At 51.5% G+C, this 24,682-nt stretch carries 17 protein-coding genes; 12 read left to right on the top strand and 5 right to left on the bottom strand.

Annotated elements, in window-relative coordinates; all coding sequences use genetic code 11:
* Positions 1 to 42: 42 nt before the first annotated feature.
* The 7 genes from AC1DF0_RS16950 (at position 43) to AC1DF0_RS16920 (ending at position 12,351) form a co-directional block, all read left to right on the top strand.
* A complete protein-coding gene (locus AC1DF0_RS16950) occupies positions 43 to 1,203 on the top strand; it encodes an MFS transporter (RefSeq protein WP_477574717.1) in 1,161 nt (386 codons plus the stop codon).
* 411 nt (positions 1,204 to 1,614) lie between these two features.
* Positions 1,615 to 2,646 carry a LacI family DNA-binding transcriptional regulator gene (locus AC1DF0_RS16945; RefSeq protein ID WP_477574716.1) on the top strand — a complete coding sequence of 344 codons (1,032 nt, stop codon included), beginning with the start codon at positions 1,615 to 1,617 and terminating at the stop codon, positions 2,644 to 2,646.
* A 126-nt stretch (positions 2,647 to 2,772) separates the two neighbouring features.
* A complete protein-coding gene (locus tag AC1DF0_RS16940) occupies positions 2,773 to 4,140 on the top strand; it encodes an ABC transporter substrate-binding protein (protein ID WP_477574715.1) in 1,368 nt (455 codons plus the stop codon).
* Between the two features lie 107 nt (positions 4,141 to 4,247).
* Positions 4,248 to 5,177, top strand: a complete 930-nt coding sequence (locus AC1DF0_RS16935; RefSeq protein WP_477574714.1) for a carbohydrate ABC transporter permease — start codon at positions 4,248 to 4,250, stop codon at positions 5,175 to 5,177.
* Position 5,178: 1 nt separating this feature from the next.
* The gene (locus AC1DF0_RS16930; protein ID WP_477574713.1) at positions 5,179 to 6,033 is read left to right on the top strand and encodes a carbohydrate ABC transporter permease; all 855 of its coding nucleotides are present in this window, start codon (positions 5,179 to 5,181) and stop codon (positions 6,031 to 6,033) included.
* Positions 6,034 to 6,062: 29 nt separating this feature from the next.
* Positions 6,063 to 8,036, top strand: coding sequence for a glycoside hydrolase family 127 protein (locus AC1DF0_RS16925; RefSeq protein WP_442051957.1), 1,974 nt, complete (start codon positions 6,063 to 6,065; stop codon positions 8,034 to 8,036).
* A gap of 250 nt (positions 8,037 to 8,286) precedes the next feature.
* Positions 8,287 to 12,351, top strand: coding sequence for a DUF5695 domain-containing protein (locus AC1DF0_RS16920; RefSeq protein ID WP_477574712.1), 4,065 nt, complete (start codon positions 8,287 to 8,289; stop codon positions 12,349 to 12,351).
* A gap of 64 nt (positions 12,352 to 12,415) precedes the next feature.
* Here AC1DF0_RS16920 and AC1DF0_RS16915 read toward each other — a convergent pair whose 3' ends face one another.
* From AC1DF0_RS16915 to AC1DF0_RS16895, 5 genes are read right to left on the bottom strand one after another with little or no spacing between them, the layout of a single operon-like run.
* Positions 12,416 to 13,258 (bottom strand): sugar ABC transporter permease, encoded by an 843-nt coding sequence (locus AC1DF0_RS16915; protein ID WP_442051955.1) that lies wholly within the window; start codon positions 13,256 to 13,258, stop codon positions 12,416 to 12,418.
* On the bottom strand, positions 13,255 to 14,577 hold the full coding sequence (locus tag AC1DF0_RS16910) for a carbohydrate ABC transporter permease (RefSeq protein ID WP_442051954.1): 1,323 nt from the start codon (positions 14,575 to 14,577) through the stop codon (positions 13,255 to 13,257). The genes AC1DF0_RS16915 and AC1DF0_RS16910 overlap by 4 nt, the downstream gene beginning before the upstream one ends.
* Position 14,578: 1 nt before the next feature.
* Positions 14,579 to 15,931, bottom strand: a complete 1,353-nt coding sequence (locus AC1DF0_RS16905) for a sugar ABC transporter substrate-binding protein (protein WP_477574711.1) — start codon at positions 15,929 to 15,931, stop codon at positions 14,579 to 14,581.
* A gap of 25 nt (positions 15,932 to 15,956) precedes the next feature.
* Positions 15,957 to 17,291, bottom strand: coding sequence for an alpha/beta hydrolase (locus tag AC1DF0_RS16900; RefSeq protein ID WP_477574710.1), 1,335 nt, complete (start codon positions 17,289 to 17,291; stop codon positions 15,957 to 15,959).
* On the bottom strand, positions 17,291 to 18,640 hold the full coding sequence (locus AC1DF0_RS16895; protein ID WP_477574709.1) for an alpha/beta hydrolase: 1,350 nt from the start codon (positions 18,638 to 18,640) through the stop codon (positions 17,291 to 17,293). The genes AC1DF0_RS16900 and AC1DF0_RS16895 overlap by 1 nt, the downstream gene beginning before the upstream one ends.
* A gap of 174 nt (positions 18,641 to 18,814) precedes the next feature.
* On the opposite strand from AC1DF0_RS16895, the gene AC1DF0_RS16890 reads away from it, so the two are divergent.
* The 5 genes from AC1DF0_RS16890 (at position 18,815) to AC1DF0_RS16870 (ending at position 24,591) form a co-directional block, all read left to right on the top strand.
* Positions 18,815 to 19,750 (top strand): LacI family DNA-binding transcriptional regulator, encoded by a 936-nt coding sequence (locus AC1DF0_RS16890; protein ID WP_477574708.1) that lies wholly within the window; start codon positions 18,815 to 18,817, stop codon positions 19,748 to 19,750.
* Positions 19,751 to 19,911: 161 nt separating this feature from the next.
* Positions 19,912 to 20,880, top strand: a complete 969-nt coding sequence (locus AC1DF0_RS16885) for an alpha/beta fold hydrolase (protein ID WP_477574707.1) — start codon at positions 19,912 to 19,914, stop codon at positions 20,878 to 20,880.
* 195 nt (positions 20,881 to 21,075) lie between these two features.
* The gene (locus AC1DF0_RS16880; protein ID WP_477574706.1) at positions 21,076 to 22,014 is read left to right on the top strand and encodes an ABC transporter permease; all 939 of its coding nucleotides are present in this window, start codon (positions 21,076 to 21,078) and stop codon (positions 22,012 to 22,014) included.
* Positions 22,015 to 22,024: 10 nt separating this feature from the next.
* Complete coding sequence (locus AC1DF0_RS16875) at positions 22,025 to 22,906, top strand: carbohydrate ABC transporter permease (protein ID WP_477574705.1); 882 nt, start codon at positions 22,025 to 22,027, stop codon at positions 22,904 to 22,906.
* A 95-nt stretch (positions 22,907 to 23,001) separates the two neighbouring features.
* Positions 23,002 to 24,591, top strand: a complete 1,590-nt coding sequence (locus tag AC1DF0_RS16870; RefSeq protein ID WP_477574704.1) for an extracellular solute-binding protein — start codon at positions 23,002 to 23,004, stop codon at positions 24,589 to 24,591.
* The last annotated feature ends 91 nt before the right edge of the window (positions 24,592 to 24,682 follow it).

Here is a 24,682-nt window from a genome sequence, read left to right as displayed (position 1 = left end):
ACATGCACTTCTAGAAATTTATCGCAGAATGGATGATTCAAGTTGCAGCTCAAGTTATCGTCGGTCTACTTGCTCTTTTACATGGGGCTTGGCGCATATGCGCCGTATTTAAGCTTGTATTTGCATGATAGGGGAATTAGCGGCTCTCAGATGGGGCTCATACTAGCGCTAGGCTCGCTGGCGGGTATTGTGTCTCAGCCGTTATTCGGACTATTAAACGACCGTTCGAAAGATTATCGCTCGATATTGAGATGGATCTCGCTGCTGTCAGCGGTTGTCGTATTGGCGCTTGTTCCCGACCAAGGATTAACTGCGCTGATTATTACCTTCGTGCTGTTCTCGTTCATTAGTTCGCCTGCTTCGCCGCTAATTGATGCGATTGCCGTTCAGAACGGAACGGGGCACGGTTTTTCCTTCGGTGAAGTCCGGGTATGGGGCGCTATCGGCTTTTCTGTCATTACGGTTTTTGCAGGTTATCTTTTTGAGGATATCGGTTATAAGTATATTTTTACGGCGTATTCGCTGTTTGCGCTGCTGTTGTTTCTCTTCCTCTTCTGGCTGCCTGCTGTTCCAAGAGCCAAGCCGAAGCACCGGATAGAGAAAGGCGCCCTCCGGCAGCTTGTCACTAACTGGCGTTTTGTATGCTTTATTGCCATCAGCATCCTCGTATCGGTAAGTATGACGATGAATTTTAATTACTTATCGATCTTCCTTCAAAGACTCGACTATCCGGTGGAGCTTGTCGGGTGGAGCTTCACGGTTGCCGCCGTCGTCGAAATTCCGTTATTTTGGCTCTCATACAAGGTCATACGCCGGCTCGGCTTGTTCCCGCTGCTCATCGGCAGCGTGCTCATGTACGCCTTGAAGTATCTCGCGCTTAGCTTCGCTCCGCCGACTTACGTCGTTCTATTATTGCAGGCGGTAGACGGCATCGCGCTCGTCTTTTACTTCAGCACGGCTGTTGAGATCGTCAACCTGATGGCGCCGGACAACGGCAAAGCGACCGCGCAGACGATGTTCGCTGCCGCAGGCGGCATTGCCGGAATTGCAGCCAATGCAGCAGCCGGCTGGATCGTAGACCACCAAGGCCCGCAATTTCTGTTCGGCATGATGGGGGCCATGGGAATAACGGCGACGGTATCGTTCCTTTTATTCTACGTTAAAGGCGATAATCGGAAGCAGCTTGCAAACGTCGATCAATAGGACACTTATCTTAATCACGTAGCTTAATGAGCCATGCCCTTCGAGGCATGGCTTTTTTTGTGGGATCATAATTTAGTCAGCTATGTTTAAAATACAGGGAATTTATCCATTTATTTACTAGGAAATACGCCAAGCAGATTAGAATAACGTGATTTCCTCCTGTTAAATTCACCGATATCGCTTAGTCTACTCGTAAACGGAGTTATTAACGGGAGAAAATCCCTCTATATCATAAAAATGAACAGGGGATAGTCGTAATAACGGGAGAAATTCCAGTTATCTCGTTATACAGATAATTGACGGATATTGCTGGTTCACTCTCTCATAAAAAAAGCGCTTGCATAGGAAGTTATTGTCATGGTATATTCTTCTCGACAAAAAATCTAAACGTTTAAATACGGAGGTGCAGTCGTGTCCAGCATAAGCATTAAAGACATCGCCGCAAAGGCTAAAGTATCCACAGCGACCGTATCCTATGTATTGAACGGCACCCGCAACGTCAAGCAGCAAACGCGAGAACGCGTCCTGCAAGTTATTGATGAAATGAATTATAAGCCGAATAACGCCGCCCAAAGTTTGAAGCGCAGACGCACGAATACGATCGGTGTTATTGCGGAGGACGTCACCGTGTTCAACGTACCGGAAATTATCGACGGCATTAACGATTGCGCCGATCGGCTGGACATGCATATTTTGTTGACTAACTTGCGGCTGGATAAGAGAATCGGGCGCAGCTTCGACAATGTCGACGCATACCGGCATTTTGCGGAAAACGCGGTTTCCGAGCTGCTCAGCAAGCAAGTGGAAGGCATTATTTATATTGGCGTGCATCCCCGCGATCTGACGGGACTGTGCGATACTTTGGGCAAGCCGATTGTGTATACATACTGTTACACGCAAAGCGACCTGTCGATTCAATACGATGATGAGCAAGCAGCCTACGAGGCAATGGAATATTTGGTGAACAAAGGCCATTCCCGCATTGCCATTATTAGCGGCGCTATGGATTCGATTCCTTCGCGGCTGCGGTTTAACGGGTTTTATAAGGCGGTTACAGAGTTTGAATTGCCTTTCGATCCGCTCCTAATCAAGATGGGAGACTGGGAGGCGGAATCAGGCTACCGCTTAACGAAGGAGCTTCTGTCACAAGCAGTTCCACCGACGGCAATAATGTCTATGAATGACGTCATGGCGGTTGGGATTCTGCAAGCGGCCCGCGAGATGGGGGTTGCGATTCCCGGAGCGCTTTCGGTCATCGGCTTCGATAACCGGGAATTCAGTGAGTATTTAACACCGCGGCTCACAACAATKGGTTTGCCGCTGCACGAGATTGGCTATAAGGCGATGGATGCATTATCCCGCATCCTTCAAGGCGAAGAACCAGATGTCAATTCGAAGCCGATATGCAAGCTGATTGAAAGAGATTCCGTAGCTTCACCTTAAAAGGCGATCGCCTTTTTTTAATGAAAAATCTAAACGTTTAGATTTTGAATGAAAGCGCTAACTCTAGCATTGGCTATGATCCGAGAGGATTGAGCATATAACAAATCAGTTAAAGGGGATGACGGAATGCGAAAGGCAAGTATGGCTTTAACTGCACTTATCTTCATTTTATCCATGGTATTGTCTGGATGCGGTGGCAACAACAATAACAACAAAGGAACGGAGGAAAGCCCGACTGCAGCGCCGGCGGAGACGAATAAAGCAACCGACGAGGCGCCGCCTTCGGCAGAGCCGACGAAGCTGACGTTATGGACCTTCGTTCAGCAGCATGCAGACTTCTACAAATTCATGGCTGATGAATGGAATAAAGCAAATCCCGATCAGACGATCGAATTGGATGCGCAGAACATTCCTTATGACGATATGCATACACGTTTGCTGCTTGCCTTCCAGTCCGGAGAAGGCGCACCGGATTTGGTCGATATCGAGCAAAGCAAATTCCCGAATTTCATGAAAGGCGACGTGCAACTGGTTGAGCTTAACGACGTCGTCGATCCTGAGATCCCGAACATCGTCAAATCGCGTGTCGACATCTACAGCAAGGACGGCAAATATTATGGCGTTGATATGCACGTAGGCGCGACAGTCATGTACTACAACAAAGAAATTATGGATAAAGCAGGCGTCAATCCAGATGACATTAAGTTGTGGAGCGACGTTGAAACCTACGGCAAAACAGTCGTTGAAAAAACAGGCGTACCGTTCATCACGTTCGAAGGCGCCGGCAACTGGTCTTGGTGGCCCGCCATCAACCAATTGAAGTCCGATCAAGTGGGACCAAATGGAGAAATCACGGTTGACGACCCGCGCAATATTCAAGCGATGACGTACTTTAAGAAGCTGGTCGACGAGAAGATTGCTGCTATATCTCCAGGCGTCGGGCATGATACACCGGAATACAAAGCGTTCATGAACGCAGGCGGCGCAGCAGCCGTATTCATGCCATTCTGGTTCATGAACCGGTTCACCGACGAAATGCCGGATCTGAAGGGTAAAATGATCATTCGTCCAATGCCTGCTTGGGAAGAAGGCGGCAACCGTTCTGCCGGTATGGGCGGAACAGGCTTGTCGATTACGAAGCAGTCGAAAGCGTTGGATATTTCCAAAAAGTTCTTGGCATACGCCAAGCTGTCGAAGGAAGGCAATATTCAAGTATGGAAGCAGCTGGGTATGGACCCGATCCGCACGGAAGTTTGGAACGATCCGGCAATGGCGGAACCGAACAAATTCACGGATTATTTCGGTACGGATATCTTCGTGACGTTGAATGAGGTTAAGGACGAGATCTATCCGGTTAACATCCGTGAAACGTCCCCGAAAGTGTTCGACGCGGTTCGCAACGAGATCGTTCCGAAGATCTTCCAATTCGGCGAAGATCCTGAGACGGTAATCACCAAAGCAGCGGAAGCGCTGCGCAAAGAAACGGGTCAATAAGAACATCCATTAACAAGGCCGCCGGCGAAGCAGTTCACAAAAGCCGTGCCCAGCAACGCCGGCGGCCGATTTATTTTTACAGCAGATTGCTTAGGGGTGAGACGTACATGAATGCCGACAATCGAGTCTCCTATAGGCGGAAGGACAATGCGAAGGCTAGCAGGTTCAACGGTCAGAAGCTGGCTCCTTATCTTTTTATTTTGCCTTTTCTATTATCCTTTGTCATTTTCTTCTCCTACCCGCTCGTGAGTGCCGTCATCATGAGCTTTCAACGGGTACTGCCAGGAGATGTCGCCTTTATTGGACTGGACAATTACAAACGGCTATTCAATCCTGATTTCTACAAAGCGTTGTGGAACAGCACTCGCTATACGTTTTGGACGCTGATCGTACTCGTCCCGTTGCCGCTGCTGCTCGCGGTTCTGCTTAACGCGAAGGTGATGCGTGCCCGCAACTTGTTCAGGGCAAGCTTGTTTATTCCCGCATTGACTTCGATCGTTGTTGCGGGCATCATCTTCCGGCTCATCTTTAGCGAGCTGGACGGAGCTATTATGAATTCCTTCATTAAGCTGTTCGGCTTTGACAGTCAGAAATGGCTGCTGAGTTCATCGCTCAGCATGTTTGCTCTCGTCGTGCTTGCGACATGGCGTTGGGCGGGAATTAACATCTTATACTTTCTATCGGCGCTGCAAAGCATTCCAAGAGAACTGTATGAATCGGCAGATATCGACGGAGCGGGTACGCTAGGCAAGTTTTTCAAAATTACGGTTCCGTTATTAAAGCCAATATCCATTTACGTGTTCACGATATCGATATACGGCGGCTACGCGATGTTTACCGAAAGCTTTATGCTGTGGGGGAGCAGAGGATCACCGCAAAATATCGGTCTTACGATGGTGGGCTACATTTATCAGCAGGGCTTCCAATATTTCGATCTGGGCTTCGGCTCGACAATCGGCATCACGCTTCTGGTGATAACGCTGCTGGTCAGCATGCTGCAGTTGAACGTGCTCGGATTTTTCAAGAAGGAGGACTAACATGACAGGAGCGAAGCGGGTCGGGATTATTCCCTCCTTATTGTTGATTGTGTTGTTCACGGTGCTGGCCATTATTGCGCTGTTTCCATTATTCGCACTGTTTCTGGCGTCAGTGAAACCGGCTTCGGAGCTCTTCCGTTTCGGTCTCAATGTACGGCTGGATTTTGATGTCATGACTTTGGCTAACTATAAGGCCATCTTCGCAGGCAAGGGCGGTTCGCAGAACTTTTTCGACTGGTATAGCAACAGCTTAATCATTACCGCTGTTTTCACGGTTATATGCTTGTTCTTGTCCTCGATGGTCGGTTACGGGCTTGCTATGTATAAATTCAAGGGCAGGACGTTCGTCTTTACGCTCGTGTTAGCCGTGATGATGATTCCGATGGAAATTATAATTTTGCCGCTATACAAGCTATCGATTGATTTGCTAATTATTGATTCGATATGGGGCGTCATATTACCCTTTGTTGTCGCTCCGCTACCGATCTTCTTCTTCCGTCAGTTCGCATCGGGATTGCCGAAGGACTTCATGGATGCAGGGAGAATCGACGGTTGCTCGGAAATGGGTATCTTCTTGCGGATCATGGTGCCGCTGCTTCTACCCGCTTACGGGGCGATGACGATTTTGCAGGCGCTGTCCAGCTGGAACAACTTCCTCTGGCCTGTCATCGTGCTGCGAACGACCGAGAAGTTTACACTGCCGATCGGCCTGGCCGGCCTGCTGTCGCCGACGAGCAACAACTATGAAGTTCTTCTAGCAGGCGCCATTCTAACCATATTACCTATTCTTTTGCTATTCCTATTCTTTCAGCGATTCTTTATTGAAGGCTTAACGGTAGGCGGCGTGAAGGGATAACGATAGAGAGAAAAGGAGAGATCGCCACTATGAAAGCGCAGCATTCAGATCCGGTTCAACCGGGCGTACGCAAAGTAACGATACAGGACAGCTTCTGGTCCGACTATATACAGCTTGTTCGAAGCGTGGTTGTGCCCTATCAATGGGAGGTATTGAATGATCGCGTCGCGGAGGCTGAGCCCAGCCATGCGATCCGGAATTTCAAGATCGCCGCAGGCTTGGAGAAGGGCGAGTTCTATGGAATGGTGTTCCAAGACAGTGATGTGGCGAAGTGGCTGGAGGCTGTATCCTATTTGTTGGAAAGTGAACCTGATTCGGAATTGGAGTCTCTAGCGGATGCCGTCGTTGAGCTGATTGTACGGGCACAGCAGCCTGACGGCTACGTGAATACTTACTTTACGATAAAAGAAAAGGACCAACGCTGGAGCAACCTGGCCGAATGCCATGAGCTCTACTGCGCGGGCCATCTCATAGAAGCAGCCGTCGCGTATTCGAATGCGACGGGCAAACGGGCGATCCTCGATGTGGCTTGCAGGTTCGCCGATTATATTGGCAACGTGTTCGGAGACGAGCCTGGCAAGCTGAACGGATATGACGGCCATCAGGAAATCGAGCTGGCGCTCGTCAAGCTCTATCATGCAACGGGACGGCAGTCTTACTTGGAGCTTAGCCGGTACTTTCTGAATCAGCGCGGGGCGAAGCCGAACTTCTATAACGAGCAATGGGAAGAGCGCGGCCGGACGGTTCACTTTCCGCAGCTGCAAATGTCTCACGATCTGGAATACAGCCAATCCCATCTCCCGGTCAAGGAGCAAGATCATGCGGTCGGTCATGCTGTGCGTCTCGTCTATATGTGCACGGCGATGGCCGATATTGCGGCGGAGACCGGCGACGAAGAACTTCTTGCCGCCTGCAAAAGGCTGTGGGCGAGCATCGTTGCGAAGCGCATGTATTTAACGGGAGCGATCGGCTCTATGGCGCATGGCGAGTCGTTTACGCAGGATTACGATTTGCCGAGCGATACCGCTTACGCCGAGACATGCGCGTCTATCGGACTCATTTTCTTCGCGCAGCGGATGCTGCAAATCGAGCCGAGCAGCGAATACGCGAACGTGATGGAACGGGCGCTGTACAACACGGTCGTCAGCGGGATGTCCAGGGACGGCAAGCAGTTTTTTTATGTGAATCCGCTTGAGGTGTATCCGCCCGTGCTTGGCAAAAACAAAAATTACGATCATGTGCAGCCACGCAGGCAAGGCTGGTTTGGCTGTGCGTGCTGTCCTCCTAATATTGCAAGACTACTGGCTTCGCTCGGCCAATACGTCTACACCGTCAAGGATGAGACGATCTATACGCATTTATACATCGGCGGTATAGCGCAATTCGAGCTAGGCACTTGTGCTGTGACGCTAGAGCAACGCTCCGACTATGCATGGGATGGAGCAGCATCGTTTCACTTTACGGTGCCGCGTGCAACAGCATTCACGCTCGCGCTGCGCATCCCGGATTGGAGCGGGGGAATTAAGCATCTGCGGGTGAACGGCTCCGAATACCTCTATGACGCGAAGGAAATAGAGAAAGGTTATATTCGATTGAACCGATTATGGAGTATCGGCGATACGGTCGAAGTCTCGTTCGAAATGCCCGTTCTCCGCATGCAAGGTCATCCGCTCATCCGTCAGACGGCAGGTAAGGTGGCGCTGCAGCGCGGGCCGTTCGTCTATTGTCTGGAAGAAGCGGATAACGGCGGGCAGCTCTATCAATTATCGTTGCCGGCAACCAGCGAACCTGCTGTTTACTTCGAAGAAGAGCTGTTAGGCGGCATGCAGGTCATTAAGGCACAGGGCGAACGGCGCAGTTCGACGCCGTGGCAGGAAGAGCTCTATCGTCCGGACGCGCAATGGTTGCAGGAGAAGACCGAGCTGACCTTTATCCCTTATTACGCCTGGGCGAACAGAGAGCCTGGCGAGATGACCGTATGGACGAATCATTCCGCTAATTGATACGTCACCATGAATAACGACACCCCCTATTTCCGGCAGCAGGCAATCGACATGCTTAAGCTCTGAGAGGTAGGGGGTTTTTTGTAAGCCCAAAAAAGCCATGAGAGGGGGTGATACGGTCAGCCATTGTCATTAGGAGGAGGTGACGTGTATGGCATTGCGCATGCAATCGCCAGATGGAAACGATAGCCAGACACCATGATGTGGACAAATGCTGCACAAAAAATCCGATATACAGGAGGCTCTATTTATGTGGAATCAAGCCCTGCCCTTTCACCGGAGATGGATGTTACTTGCAGCGTCATTTTTTGTAACCGCTTCATTTATCGTTATTTATCCTCAAATCGCTTCTGCCTACACGCTAACCGACAGCAACTTCAATATTACGACGGGAACGCATGGCGAGATTAACTCCTTAAGACTCGTCGGCGACACATTCAACACCCAATACGTCATGAATCCGACCGTAACGCCGAACCAGAATACGGCAGACCATCAATGGCTGGGCGAGCTGATTTTCAAATACCGCCTCGGCAATGGGGCTTGGCAAACGGCGATGACCCAAAGCTCCGCCGATGCCAGAACGCAGGCCCAAAGCGGCAATACCGCAACCATTACGTATCAAAATTCAACAAACGCGAACGGGATCAAAAACTTCAAGCTCGTTAATAAGTACTCTCTTGTTAGCGACTATTTCCTATGGGAATTCGAAATGACGAACACGAGCACGCAAACGATCGAATTCGGCGATGTTGGACTACCGCTTCCGTTTAACGAATTCTGGACGGGCGGAAGCAACGAGCAAATCTACGAATCGAGGGTACTGACGCATTCCTTCGTGGGCAATAACAGCTCCTACATTACGGTCGGACGTCCAAGCGGTATCGGTCCTTCGCTGCTCATGGTGCCTGATGCCAGCACGGGTGCAGGCTTCGAGTATCAGGATCGCTGGAGAGTCGAAGAGCATCCGGGCAGCATGTGGGCGATGGACCAAGGCGGCTGGATCGAAGGGCTGAACGTATTCTATATCCACTCCAATGTCATCAAGAGCACGAACCGCGGCTATTTGCCGAATACGAGCCTGACGCTCCCGCCGGGCGCAAGCAAGAAATACGCGTTCAAGTTTTTTAAGGTGACCGGCGAGAACCAGGTAAAGGATCGCCTATACAGCGAAGGCCTCATTGACGTGACGGTCGTGCCGGGTATGATGGTTCCTACGGACCAAACGGCGAAGTTCGACCTGCACACGACGAAGACGATTAACTCGATAGTCGCGCAATATCCGTCCGAGACGACAATCACCTCGTTAGGGACGACCGGAACGAATCACAAAATTTATTCCATCCAGATGAACAGGCTCGGTCCAAACAACGTAACGGTGAACTATGGCAATGGGGAGAAAACGGTGCTGCAGTTCTACGCGATCGAACCGATCGGCGATGCTCTTCAGCGGCACTCGACGTTCATGGTCAACAGCACGCAATGGAATGTTCCAGGCGATCTTAGGGATAAAGTGTTCGACGACTGGATGATGAATACGAATTCCAAGCGCAACGTGTTCAATGGCTATTGGGGTTGGGGTGATGACTGGGGCTTGACTCACGGCCAGTTCCTAGCGGAGAAAAACGTTCAGACACCTGTAGCTTCCGAGGTTCAGGCCGTCGACGACTATTTAACGGTAGCGATCTGGCAGAACCTGATGGGCGAGCACCAAACGGACTATCTCATTCACGACTTCCTCATGCCGGATCCGAACGATACGCCTACGTATCGCGGTTATGCCTATCCTCATATTTACAATACCTACTTCAGCATGTACAAGATCGCGAAGCTCTACCCGGATCTGATCACGTACGACAATCCGCGAAATACGTACCTGCTTCGGGCTTATAACATATTTAACGCTCTCTATGGATCGGGGGTCGCCTACAACTGGAATACGGGGCTTATGGGCGAGCTGACGACGCCGGAAATCATCAAGGCGCTTCAGGATGAAGGCTACACGACGCAAGCGAACAGCATCATTACCAAAATGGCTACCAAATACAACAACTTCGCCAATACGACCTATCCGTACGGCTCCGAATACAACTACGACAACACCGGCGAAGAAGCCGTGTATACCCTCGCCAAGATGAACAACAACACTACAATGAAGAGCAAAATCAATACGAAGACGCGCGCGGCTCGCGGACAGATGCCGATCTGGTACTACTACACTTCGCCGGTGACGATTACGGGCGAGAACTGGTGGAACTTCCAGTACACCGTTTCATTGGCCGGTTACGCGATGGACGATTGGATTCGCTTCCACTCCACGACTCCCGAGGTGGAGCAGCGATTGTCCTATGCGGCCAAGATCGCGAACATCGGCGCGATCAATTCGGGTCAGATCAGCTCCGACCCGGCAGATATCGGCGCCGTAGCCTGGACTTACCAAGCGGAGAAAGGCAATTACAATGCGCTAGGTCACGGCGGCGGTCCGCTGCAGAACGGCTGGAGAGGCATGTCCGGCGAGGCTGACCTCGGTTTGTTCGGCGCAATCAAGATTCTAAGCTCCGACGTTGCGGTCGATCCGATATTCGGTCTGTACTGCTACGGCTGCGAAGTAGCGAACACCAGCACAACCTACACAGTCGTGCCGAAGGATGGCGTATTCCAACGCTTGAACCTCATTACCGAGAAATTCGGTATGGAGCTGGAGCGGGACAAATATACGACGGCAACGGTTGCGAAGGCGAAAAATGCGGTTAATTTCACGCTCAAGAGCTCGACGCCGGGCACAGCCCACTCGACAAAAGTGACCTTTAGAGGTCTCGCTGCAGGCAGCTATAATATTTTAGTTAATAACGTTGCTGTTGGTTCCGTCAATGCGGTCAATAACGTCAATGCGACGATTACCCTGAATATCGGCACTGCGGCAACGTACAACATTTCGCTGCAGCAAGGCACGCCGCTTCCGAATACGGCGCCTGTCGTTGATGCCGGCTCGAATGGCACTTTCACGCTGCCGTCAACGGTTGCTCTTGCCGGAACGGTGAGCGACGATGGATTGCCGAGCGGCACGGTCGCAACGACTTGGACGCTGGTAAGCGGACCTGGAACGGCTGCCATCGCGAACAGCGCGGCGTTGAATACAACGGCTACCGTAACGGCAGCGGGAACCTATGTCTTCCAGCTGAGCGCAAGCGATGGAAGCTTGTCAGCTAACGACACCGTTACGCATACGGTTAATCCGGCTGCTCCGGTGCCGGAGGTTATCGCAAGCTACGCCTTTAATGAAACGAGCGGCACCGCAGCCAGCGATTCTTCCGGCAACGGCAAGCATGCGACGCTAACGGGCGGAACAGCTTGGTCGGCGGGCAAGACGGGCAACGGGCTAGAATTGAACGGCAGCAACGCCTATGCCAGTCTGCCAGCGGGTATCGTCAGCAACTTGAACGATTTCACGATTGCGACATGGGTGAAGGTGGATACTTTGAGCGATTGGTCGCGCATCTTCGACTTTGGCACGGGGACAACGAATTATATGTTCCTAGCGCCTAGAGCAGGCGGATCGGGACTGCGATTCGGCATTACGACAGGAGGGAACGGATCGGAGCAGCAGCTTAACGCGCCTGCTTTGCCGACTGGCGTCTGGAAGCATGTTGCCGTTACGCTCACGGGCACGACAGGACGTCTGTATGTTGACGGAGCGCTTGCCGCAACGAATACGGGCATGACCTTGAAGCCTTCAAGTCTTGGCAGCACGACCGCGAACTACATCGGCAAATCGCAATTTTCGGATCCGTATTTGGACGGCATGGTCGACGACTTCAACATTTACAGCCGGGCGCTCAGCGGTACGGAGATCAGCACCTTATTCAGCGGCTCGCCGTCAGCCGCCGACATTGCGCCGCTTGGAGTCGCTACGACCTCCTTTGTATCGACTTGGGAAAGCCTTGCCGGTTTGAATGACGGCTATGCGCCGACAAGTTCGGCAGATCGCGGCCATCCGGTATACGGCAACTGGAACAATCCGAATACGACGCAGTGGGTGCAATACGATTTCTCGCAAAATTACACGATATCCGGCATTCAAGTCTATTGGTTCGACGACAATGGGGGGATCGACCTGCCGGCATCGTATACGATCCAATACTGGGACGGTACGGCTTGGGTGAACGTCTCAAGCCCGTCGGGGCTTGGCGTTCTTGCGGACCAGTACAACGCAACGACGTTCACGCCGGTATCGACGAACAAGATCCGGATCAACGTAACGGCGAAAGCGACGACATCGACAGGTATTTCATCTTGGAAAGTATTAGGGTATTAAAGTGAAAGAGGGGCTTTCCCGAGGGGTCAGATTGTCGACCTCTACGGAAAGCCCTTTTTTTCGATTAACCTTTATTGGATCCGGACGTCAGTCCATCGACAAAGTAGCGCTGCAAGTACATGAACAGCAGCGTGATCGGAATCGCGATAAGCACGGCCCCAGCCGCGAACAGCGTAAAATAGGCGTTTTGGTATGAATTGACCATATCGTACAGCCCGACGGCAACCGTCCATTTTTCCTTGGATCGCAGCACGAGGCTGGCGAATATAAAGTCTACCCATGCGCCGGTAAAGGCGGTCAATGCGACGAATACCAGCATCGGCTTGGACAGGGGCAGCATAATGCTCGTGAACACACGCAGATTGCTGGCGCCGTCGATGCGGGCAGCCTCCTCGATGCCTTTCGGCAGCGTATCAAAGAAACCTTTGGCCACGAACAGATTGAAGATGACCGATCCGAACGAATAGACGATGACCAGCGCCGTATGGGTATTCAGCAGACCTACCTGCATAAGCAGAATATAAACGGCTACCATGCTCATAAATCCAGGGAACATGCCGAGGATGAGCATCAAGGTTAAGGAGGCTTTCCTGAACGGGAAACGGAATCTAGACAAAGCATAAGCAGAGACCGTGACGAGAAGCGTGCTGAAGATCATGCTGAACACGGCCACTTTGAAAGTGTTGAAATACCAGGTTGCGAACATCAGGCTCTCGGAATGGAACAATTCCGCATAATGGCCAAGCGTCAAGCTTTTCGGAATAAACGTTTCGCTGTAGAGCGATTTGCCGGGCTTGAAGGAGGAGATGACGACCCACGCGGCGGGATACAAGCTCCAGCAGACGACGGCGAGCAGAAAAGCATAGCTTGCGTATACGCGTATTTTGGTCGCTGCTTTCATGCTCATTGAATCATCTCCTCATCCTTGAACGATTTCGTTTGTCTATAGTTCCATATGGAAAAGCCGGCGATGATGATGAACAAAATGATGCCGATCGCCGAAGCGATATTGTAAATGTTGTTGTTAAGAGTTAGCTTGTATAGCCAAGTAATCAACAGATCGGTATGACCCGCGTATTGGTACTGCGGATTCGACGGACCGCCGTTCGTAAGCAAATAAATGACGTTGAAGTTGTTGAAATTGCCCGCGGTTTGGATGATCATAATCGGTGCAATCGCGAACAGCAGAATCGGGAACGTCACGATTTTTCCCTGCTGCCAGCGTCCGGCGCCTTCGACCTTCGCGGCTTCGTACAAATCGGCCGGAATCGTCGACAGAACGCTGCTGACGAGAAGGAAGGACAACGGCATCCCGATCCATATGTTAACGATGATGACCGTGAGCTTAGCCCAATAGGGATCGGTCAGCCAAGGCAGCTGTCCCAACCCGAAGTAAGACAGATACTGGTTAATGGGGCCGAACTTGCCGTTAAACATCATTTTCATCGCCAGCAAAGAGATCATTTGGGGAATGGCGTACGGTATGATGACAGCCGTTCTCCATGCCCCTTTCAGCCTGATTTCCTTCTGCGAAAGGACGAGCGCGACGATCAAGCCGCTTGCGAACGTCGTTACGGTCGCGACCGCAGCCCATATTACCGTCCAGCCAAGCACGCCGACGAACGTACTGCTCCAGCTTTTCAACCGAAAAAGCTGCACGAACGAGTCGAACCCGACCCAATCCACTAGATTGCCCGGCGGAATATGGTGCGGCGAGGAATAGTTGGTGAAAGCGAGCAGAATCATGAACACGATCGGCAATATCGTAATGAATAGAATGCCCGCTGCCGGAACGAACAGCAGCAGCTGCGCGAACTTGAAGTCGTGAATAAACGTTAGCGTTTGCCTGAAGCCGGACGGGGAGCATCCGTTATCGCGTAGACGACCGGTACGATAAGCGTCCCTAATCGAGCTGGCGTATAGGAACAGGGCCAGCATGAAAAGAAAGAGCACGATCAAGCTTTCGATCATTAAGTTAATCGAATGGTCGCCGGCGATATGCTGCGATTTGCCGTTGACCTCGACGAGGCGGGAAGGGGCTTCCCCGAGCGTGGAGATTCCCCAGACCGCATGCCCCAAGGTGCTGCCGAAGTAAATTGCCGCCGCCGCGCTTACGGCGACGAGCAACATTCCTTTTATCCATTGCCGGTTGTACAATTGCCCGATGCCTGGTGTCAGTGCCGAGAGGAGGGCTGCGGCCAGCCGATGTTTGCTGTTCGGTTGCATGTTAGAATGGAGCCTCCGGCGATTGTTCCGGCTGCTGGGCGTTAAGCGCAATGGCATCCTTGATTTGCTTTACGGCCCGGTCCAGCGTTTGCTTGATGTCCTTGCCCTCCCAAATTTCGACCATGGCAGCATCCATCGGAACCCAAACGCCGCTAACCTCGGGAACGGACGGGGCCGGGTGCGAGCCGCTGAACTGCTTGTAAAATGCGCTCGTTACTTCGTCGGCTTGAATAACGGGGTTGGCAGCAGCTTCCTTGTGCGTAGGAACGGCGCCCGTAAGCTCATAATTAAGCAGTTGAGCCGATTGGGTGGAAGCGAATCTCGCGAATAGTTTGGCTGCGTTCGGGTATTTGCTATAAGCGCTTACATACCACGAGTTGACTTGGGAAAGCGTAACGGATTCGTTGCCCGCGATTGCCGGAATCGGTGCAACGCCGAAGTTGACGCCAGCTTGCCGGAACGTATCGATAAACCAGGAGCCGGTAACGTTCATGGCTACGCTGCCTTCGCTGAACAACGTTGTTTTGATATCGCTGGCGATATCGCCTGCCGTTACGGGAAGCACCTCCTTGCGCAGCGACGCGAACGTTTCCATGCCTTTTATGGCGCCGTCGTTGTTAAGACCGATGTCTCCCGCGTCGGTGCCGTTTTTGCCGAATATATAGCCGCCGGTAGAGCCGATGAACGGGTAGCTGAAGTAGAAGAAGGGCGCATCGAACATGAACGCGTATTTATTTTTTGCGGTATCGTTGAACGTTTTGGCATACTCGATTACCTCTTCCATCGTAGCCGGAGGTTCGCTAATCAAGTCCTTGTTATAGAACATCGCGTAAGTCATGACCTTAATGGGATAGCCGTACAGCTTATCCTTATAGGATGCGGTCGCGATCGCGACTTCCTCGTGCTCGGCTTTCGTTACCGCTTCGAATTCGTCGTTAGGCAAAATAAGTCCGGCGCTTGCCGCTTTGCCAAGATGATCCTGCGAGGTCGTAATGACGTCGGCGGCCAGGCCGGCTGGGCCATCCAACTCGAACTTGCCGATCTGATCCATGGTGCCGAGCTCCTGCATCGTCACTTCCACGCCGTAAATTTCCGTGAATTGTTTCATAATCGCTTCTACGAACGGCCTTGCTTCCTTGCTCTCCCAGACTAACAGCTTCGCGCCGGGTTCGGGCGTCAGCTCCGTATCCAGCTTCTCGAATTTCAGATCGAACTGGCCTTGCGGCGCATCGTTATTGGATTTCGAGCGTTCCTGCCCGGTTTGATTGGAGCATGCGGCAGTAAGGACGAGAGATAACGATAAGCTGCAAAGCGCGAGCCTTGCTCCCGTGCGGGCCGATAGATTCCACTTCATGGTCATTCCTCCGATTGTTTTTGTCTTATAGGGTATTTCCTTGAACCCAGCCTTTCACTTCGTACCGGATCTTCAGATTTTCATTCGCAATGAATCTGCGCTTCGGCAATTCGGCGCCTCCGGCATCCGTCTCCTGCATACCCGAATAATCGCAGATACGGAATGAATATCCCGTGCCTCTAGGAAGGGAGAAGCGTCTTCTATAGATTTGACGGCCGGTTCTCTGGAGCTCAACTCCGGCATGAATCTTGGCGCCTTGTGGAGTGTCCGCCGGTACGACGACCTTAAGCTCCACTGTTACTTGCGGAGGCAGCTCGTCGATCACCGCAAGGAGATGCTCGCTCTTTAGGCCGAATCGGCGGTACTCCACGTGATAACGGCCTGTTTTGGCAGCGAGAATGGTTCCCTGGGGAGTAATTCGGACACCTTCTCTCGGTATGACGCTGAATGCTGCATGAAGATCGACGATATTTAAACCGCTTTCATATTGAACGATCGGATACAGACAGCTCTTTGCCCCGCTGAGGGCTGCAAGCTCGTCGCCAATCAATAGGACGGCCGCGGGGGCGCCTTTGTCGCCGAAGAAACCAATCAAAGGGCCGTGGACTCTTGATTCCCATGCGGCTTCGTTATGCTCTGCGGTCGGCTCGTAACAGAAGTGCAAGTCGTCTCCCGAACGGTATCCGAGCTGGATGAAATGTTCCGCCATGCTTCTTACATGGGCAGCCAGCACGGTCATCCCTTCCATGCCGCCGACATCGATCCAAAGCTTAAGCGGCTGTTTCTTCTCGAATCGCAGCGCGATGGGGCTATGCTGCATCTTCTCTTCGTCGTATTGGGCGAAATAAGGAGAGAGCATGGCCAGCATGCCGAACACGTCGGGACGGCGAAAGCCGATATGATACGTGACGAGTCCTCCTCTGGACGAGCCCATGAGCGCCGTATGCCGGCTTTCCCGTTTCGTCCGGTACGTACGGTCGATATAGGGCTTTAACTCCTCGACCAAGAAACGTTCATACAATTCGCCGCAGCATGGATAGTCCAGCTCGGCGGCGAACGGTCCGTTGTGTGCAAATTCGCTGTTTCTGGCAATGCCCATGTTGGATACCGCGACGACGACCAGCTTCTCGATACGCCGCTCGGAAATCAATTGGTCGCATATAACGCGAAGATTCCACGTCTGCCCGTTGAACGCTTTGGCAAATACGTTCTGTCCGTCATGCACGTACATAACCGGATACGATGCTTCCGGTTCCTGGTCGTAGCCCGGAGGCAAATAAACGAAAACATCTCTATCGTTGTTTAAGCAAACGGAATGGAAGGAGGTGATCGTCTCTATTCGAGAATGTACGTTCATCATTATTGCTCCTTTCCTATGTTGACGGGGTTTAAGTCTATCCAGTTATTGACGGTATAGCTGACTTTTTTGTCGGCGTCCGCTACGAGCCGTCTATACGGAATCGGCCTGAACTCCTCATCGACTTCTTCTTTCTCGTACCCCCTCGTGATGAGGAAGTCGAAAACCAGATTTCGCGGCAACCGGATCGCCCCTCCGTATAAGCCCTTCTCAAGCTTGGGGATTCCGAAGGTCGCAAAGATTTCTGCGTCTTCCGGCGTGGAAGGCGGTACGCGAACTTCCAACTCAATCGTTACGGTTTCCGATAATTGTTCCGTTACGGTATACGGCTTGGATGTTTGTAAGCCGTCGTACTCGTATACGACCGTCGCGCTCCCCGGTTGTTTGGGCAGCAGCCGCCCATTGGGAGCAACGTCCATGATTTGAGGCTGCAACGAGCGATAGCGGCCGGACAAGTCGCTGAACCGCAGCCCGCTACCCAGCGTAACCACCGCATTGGCATAGGTAGTCGGGCCGACAATGCCAACAAGATCAGGACCCTCAAGCGCCACGCTTGTGGCAACGCCTTTGCCGCCGAAGAAATGAAGCAGCGGCATATGCGCCCTCCGGCCCCAGTCCCATTCGGAATGGGCGGCTTCCTTGTCTTGGAAGTAATAAAGCTCCTCGCCCTGCTTCCAGCCCTCGTTCAGCATAGCCTCGGCTGCCGCCTGAACATGGACAGGCATGAAGAAACCTTCCGCGCCGCCGATATCCAACCATAATTTTTGTCCTTCGTTGTACGGATACAACCGATATTGCGGATTTTCCTTCAGCGTACTCGGTTCAACTTGAATGAAGAAAGGGGACAGGATGCCAAGCAGGCCGAATACGTTCGGATTGCGCAGGCCGATATTGTAAGTCGCGATACCGGCTGCGGAAGATCCCATCAGCGCGGTATGGGCAGCGTCGGTTAACGTTCGGAAACGGCCGTCTATCATTGGCTTGAGTTCTTTCACCAGAAAGTGCTCGTATTGCTTCCCTGTGCAGCGAATCGGATATGCGCAAAGGTCATGGAAATATTCGCTTGTTCCATCTTCGAATTTATGCTCGACGGCAACGATGATGATCGGCCGGATCAAGCCGTCGGCGATCAAGCGATCCGCAATCCGGTGCATCGCCCAGGATTCGCCGGATTGCTTCCGCGGCTCGAACACATGCTGTCCGACGTGCATGTACAGCACGGGATAACGGGCGTCCGCCTTTTCTTCATATCCGGCGGGCAAATAAACGTAAATTTCTCTTTCGTTGCCTAGACGGGAAGCACGGATCCCCGGAAGAACAATCAATTGCGACGTTTGAACGGAATTAGACATGCGTTACGTCCTTTCTATTGCGATTATAGCGTGATTCGATTGTTACTTAACCGGTTAAGTTAAGCTTAGTATAGGGGAAGCCCAATTGACTGTCAACTGCTCGAATTGACATTTTTCCAATGCGGGATTTATGATTAGCTGAGCTTATAATTCGGATAAGGCGGTTCTAATACGATGAAAAAAACGACGTTGAGGGACGTTGCCAAAGAAGCGGGCGTCTCTGTCGCTACGGTCAGTTACGTTCTTAACAATGTAAGCAAGCAAACGATTCCCGAAGAAACGAGACAGCGGGTATTCCAAGCCGCCAGCAAGTTGAAGTACGTTCAGAACCTGACGGCCAAGGCGCTATCACTCGGCAAAACGAACGTCCTCGGCGTCCTCATCGTCAGTCCTAACGATGCCATCGTTCCGAAGACGGTCAGCTACGGGGCATATCTCGACCGGCTGGAGCGGAGATGCAGGGAGAAAGGTTACCATCTGCTTGTATCGCAGCTCGATCCGTCTGAGCCGAGCCTTGATATAATCGCGGAGAGAAAGCTGGACGGTGTGTTTCTAATCGATGCCGTCGCGCATTCGTTTCATGCGATCTCCAGCCATCTTCAATACGGGTCGCCTTTGGTGCTCGTCGATGGCCGGATCAACGACCCTTTGTTTCGCGAAGTGATGCCGGATCTGCAAGGAATATCGGAGATCCTGAATAATCGAATGCTGCCCGGGGAGCCCTTAGCCCTCATACATGAGCAGCTTTMGAATGTACCCTATGAACAGTCGCTCCGTGATGCATTCGGGCTGGATGATTCAAGCATGCTCTTGGCAACGAGCGAGGAGGAAGTGTTGCGGTCCTTTATCGAGCGGCATTCGGACAAGTCTCTTGTCGTATTCAACGAATTCGTCGCGTTGCGGGCGTTACGCTATCGCAGCCCTGACAGCATCGTCGTCGTCTGCACGTCCGAGTGCCCGGAACTTCTGCCGGCGAAGATGAGAAAGCTTGTTCCGCTGCGCTCCAAGGCAGACGCCAGCTTCGACTTGATGAGCGATCTGCTGGTCTCGCCGTTCGGCTCGTCCGCTGAGGGGCGAATCGAGTACCGGGCGGAAGGTTTCGAAACATAATGGAAAAGGTTGCATACGTTCCCCAGCTGATGAGCTCGTCGGCAGGGGATTTTTTTGTGAAAAATTCGTTAAGCGAACCGAATAGCGATATTTCCAAGTAGAATAAGGAAAGGGAAATAAATCCAATGCAAGACGGACGACTATTAGGGGGAAACGCGACGATGTGGAGACGGGTAAGGAGTATAGCTTTATATGGAATAGCTCTACTATTTCTATTAGCAGTAGTTGGAGCCGTATATCAAAGGTACGGAGAACGGCATGATCGGTCGGATTATTCGCCTACGGGCAACGTGTACGACGTGTTCAATCGTCGGATGCACCTTTATGCGGATGGAGCGGGGGATACGACGGTCGTATTCGCCTCGGGCTGGGGGACGGCGAATCCGTACTCCGACTTCTATCCGCTCTACGAAGGACTTCGCGGCCATGTCCAACTCGCCGTATACGACAGGTTCGGCTACGGATATAGCGACACGACGGGCAGGAAAAGGGACATTGACAGCATAACGGACGAAATGCACGAGGTGCTGAGACAGTCCGGACAACAGCCTCCTTATGTGCTGGTCGGCCATTCACTCGGCGCACTGGAGATCATCCGTTACGCACAGCGATTCCCAGACGAAGTAAAAGGGATCGTGATGATCGACAGCGGCAGTCCGGAATATTACAAGGCAAGCTCTGCCTTAACCATCATTCCTATCGTCCAGCGCCTCGCTCTCAAGACCGGACTCATTCGTGCGTTGTATAGGTTCGATCGTTTCCAAGACAATGCCAACGACCAGCGCAACGCATTGAAGCTGCTCCCGCAGGAACTGACAGAGTTGGATCGCAAGTCTACCTTGCTGCTGCTGGGGAACCGGGACATGACAGACGAAATTCGTCAAAGCCGTCGGAATGCCGAAACCATTCTAAAGGATAAAGAGACGTTCGACTTTCCGCTTACGGTCTTATCGGCAGACTACTTTGGACAGTTTGCTAACGATAAGCTCTGGATCGATAGCCAAGCGGCATTCCCGGAGTGGTCGTCTGAGGGAAAGCAGATCATCGTGCCGGATTCCTCCCATTATATCCATCATTACAAACCGGATGTTGTTGTTGAGGAAATATTGAAGATTGCTCAGTCAAAATAGAAAACGCAATAGAAGCCATCATGCGTACGGCGGTTATGCCGGCCTCGTCACATCTTGTGACAAGGTCGGCATAACCGCCGTTTTTTTAATTCGTACGATTACTGCAGTAAATCGAATTCTGCTCACATTGTTGGGTGGGATGCCCCGTTCTATACTTAGCTTAAATTAAAAACAAGCCAACACAGGAGGCACAAAATGACAACCGTTCCGCAGCAATCAACCGTCCTTCCACGCAAGTTTTGGAGGTATCTCATCCGCCATCGCGCATTTTACATTATGCTGTTGCCGGGCATCTTGTTCTTCTTGCTTTTCAAATATTTCCCGCTGATGGGGAGCTTCATCGCTTTCCAAGACTACAATATTTTCAAAGGTTACGGGGGAAGCGAGTGGGTAGGGCTTAAGTGGTTCCATCAATTCGTCACGTATCCGAACTTCGGCCGCTTGATGAAGAATACGCTCATTATCAGTTTATATCAGGTCATATTCGCATTTCCGCTTCCGATTCTGCTAGCCGTCATGCTGAATGAAGTCCGTCACATGTTTTATAAGCGATTCGTCCAAACGCTTCTGTACTTGCCGCATTTCTTGTCTTGGACGATCGTATTCGGCCTCACTTATATGCTGCTCTCGCCGACGAACGGATTGGTCAATCAGTTCATTCACTCCCAGACGGGAGAAACGATCGCCTTCCTGCAGCAGCCCGAGTATTTCCGTTCGATCATCATTACATCGGGTATTTGGAAGGAGATGGGGTGGAACGCCATTATCTTCATAGCAGCTCTAGCCGGCATCAATCCTTCCTTATATGAAGCAGCCAAGATGGACGGCGCCAGCAGATGGAAGCAATTCCTTCATATTTCGCTGCCGGGTCTGCTTCCAGCCATTATGATTCTGCTGCTGCTCAAGCTCGGGCATATTATGGATTCGGGATTCGAACAAATCTATCAATTCCTTAATCCGGCGACATTCGAGACAGGAGACGTGCTTGATACTTATACGTACCGGGTCGGAATTTTGCAAGGGCAATACAGCATTACAACGGCAATCGGATTGTTCAAGTCCGTCATCGGATTCATCTTCCTCGTTGTAGCGAACCGGATTAGCAGATGGACAACAGGTGAAGGTATTTACTAGGAGGCCTAACATGAGAATCAGAAGATCAACAGGGGAAATTGTTTTCGATACGTTCAACTATGTATTACTTGCCGTATTTTGCTTGGCTATCGCGATACCGCTCCTACATGTGGTAGCGGGCTCATTAAGCTCCAATGAAGCGATAACGCATTCGGAAGTAAAGCTGTGGCCCGTCGGACTGAATGTGGAGAACTATAAGTTCGTTATCCAAAATAGCGTGTTCTGGAAATCGTTCGGCGTTACCGTTGTTATCGTACTTGTCGGCACGGCATTTAATATGGTGATGACGCTGATCACCTCGTATCCGCTGTCCAAGACATGGCTTGGCGGACGCAAGTACATATTGCTCTTCATTATTTTCACGATGATATTCCAAGCGCCGATGGTACCGATGTACCTGCTGATTAAGGATCTTAACATGCTGAACAGCATTTGGGCATTGATCGTTCCGAGCGCGTTAAGCGCTTTTAATATGATGCTTTGCATCACCTTCATCAGGTCGATACCGGAGGAGCTGTTCGAAGCCGCGAGAGTGGACGGCATGTCCGAATATCGCATTCTATGGCGGATCGTAACGCCGCTGTCGATGCCAATAAATGTGACTTTAATTTTGTTTTACGCTGTAGGACACTGGAATAATTACCTGGGTCCACTGCTCTACATTACCGATCGGGAGAAGCAGCCGCTGCAGCTGTACTTGTACAAGCTTATCTCTCAATTTGATATGGATTCTGCGGGAGGCCAGTCCGTCACGGAGCTGTCGTCGGCGATTACGCCGCAAGGGCTGCAAATGGCTACGATCGTCGTGGCGACGATTCCGATTATCGTCATCTACCCGTTCCTGCAGAAGCATTTCATCAAAGGCGCTTTGCTCGGCTCGGTGAAAGAGTAGCGATAGACGTACATCTCGCCCAGGAGGTGATGCTTGCTAAACGTGCGATGCACAGCCATATTTAAGAATGACACTATTAGGGAGGGTCAACCAAAGTGAAACAATCGAATAAGAGAAAATTACTGGCAGTAGGCATCACCGTATTTACCTTGATCGCTTCAGCATGCGGTAATACGAACAATGACGGCAATAATACGGGAGCTACTGCTTCCCCGAACTCATCGCCTGCGGCGAATACGACGGATGCTCCGTCACAAGCGGCCGATCCGGCTAAGATCAGCATCTTCGTATCGAACCATGCCCGTCAAATTCCGCCAGGCAAGTCGATGGATCTACCGACGGTTAAATATCTTGCAGAGAAGACGAACACGAATCTCGACATTACGTTCCTGCCGCATGAAAATTACATGGAACAGCTGCGCCTTAAGTTCGCTTCCGGCGACCTTCCTGACGTACATATGGTATGGGGCATCGAGAACTCGGAGCTCGTCACGAACGACCTTGCTCTCGATCTTAAGCCGTATCTTGAGAAATACGGACAAAACCTATTGAAAAATACACCGCAATCCGCATGGGATGCCGTGACCCTTAACGGTAAAATCTTGGCCATTCCGCAAGTTGCTCAAGGCAATGCGCCGGCAGAACGCGTCATCTTCGTCCGCAAGGATTGGATGGATAAGCTCGGTCTGCAAGCGCCTAAGACATCCGATGAATTCCTCGACATGCTAAGAGCGTTCCGGGACAAAGATCCGAACGGCAATGGCAAGCAGGACGAGATTCCGTTCTCTAGCCGCGAGAAGTTCGAATGGGCCGACAACATCTTCGGCATGTACGGCGTCAATCTCGATTCGAACACGCTGATTAATGGCGAAGTGATGCCAGGCTTCGTAACGCCGAACATGAAGCAAGCGCTTGGCCTGCTGCGGACCATGTATGAGGAAAAGCTGATCGATGCCGAGTTCCTGACGAATACAAGAGCGGTCTGGGATCAGAAGATTAAGTCCGACCTTGTCGGTTCTTGGAACCACGTTGTCTTCGGGGTATGGGAGCCATGGCAGAAGGAGCTTAACACCTTGCTAGCGGACAAAAACCCGAACGTTGTCGCCATTCCTACGCCGCACGGCGTCGGCTATGACGGAGAAGTCGGCCGCGTAGAGAAGTCGGTGCTGAAAACGTTCGTTGTGAACAAGGATGCGAAAAATCCGGAAGCGATTGTTAGCATGTTCGATTGGCTGATTTCGGAAGAGGGACAATTGTTCTCCGATCTGGGGATCGAAGGTCAGACGTTCACGAAAGAAGGCACGGAGCTTAAGTACGTGGGCGATAAGGAAGATGCCGACCTGCTCTGGAGACAAGATATTTTCACGATGCACGGATTCAATGAAGAAGCGCAGAAGGTCAAGATCAATAATGAAGAAGCGTTTAATAAGCTGATCGAAACGATCGGAATTTCCCGTAACGAAGGCATCACGAATCCTACAGCGGGCATGCCGCCATCCGAGGCGCTAACGAAAAACGCCGAGCTATCATACAAAGGCGGATTGTTCCAAGAGGCTGCAGCCAAAATCATTATCGGCGAGAAACCGCTCGATTACTTCGACGAGTTCGTAGCCAGCTGGAAGAAACAAGGCGGCGATGCTGCCATCAAAGAAATGACGGATTGGTATAACGCTAACCGTAAATAAATAACAAGCAGAGCTCCCTCTTCCTAGGCCGACCGATCAGCAGATCGTCTATGGAAGAGGGGATGTTTGACGCTTGACGGGAAGGATGAGC

The organism is Paenibacillus sp. 05T425 (assembly GCF_056396205.1).
This window is presented reverse-complemented; position numbering and strand designations above follow the sequence as displayed.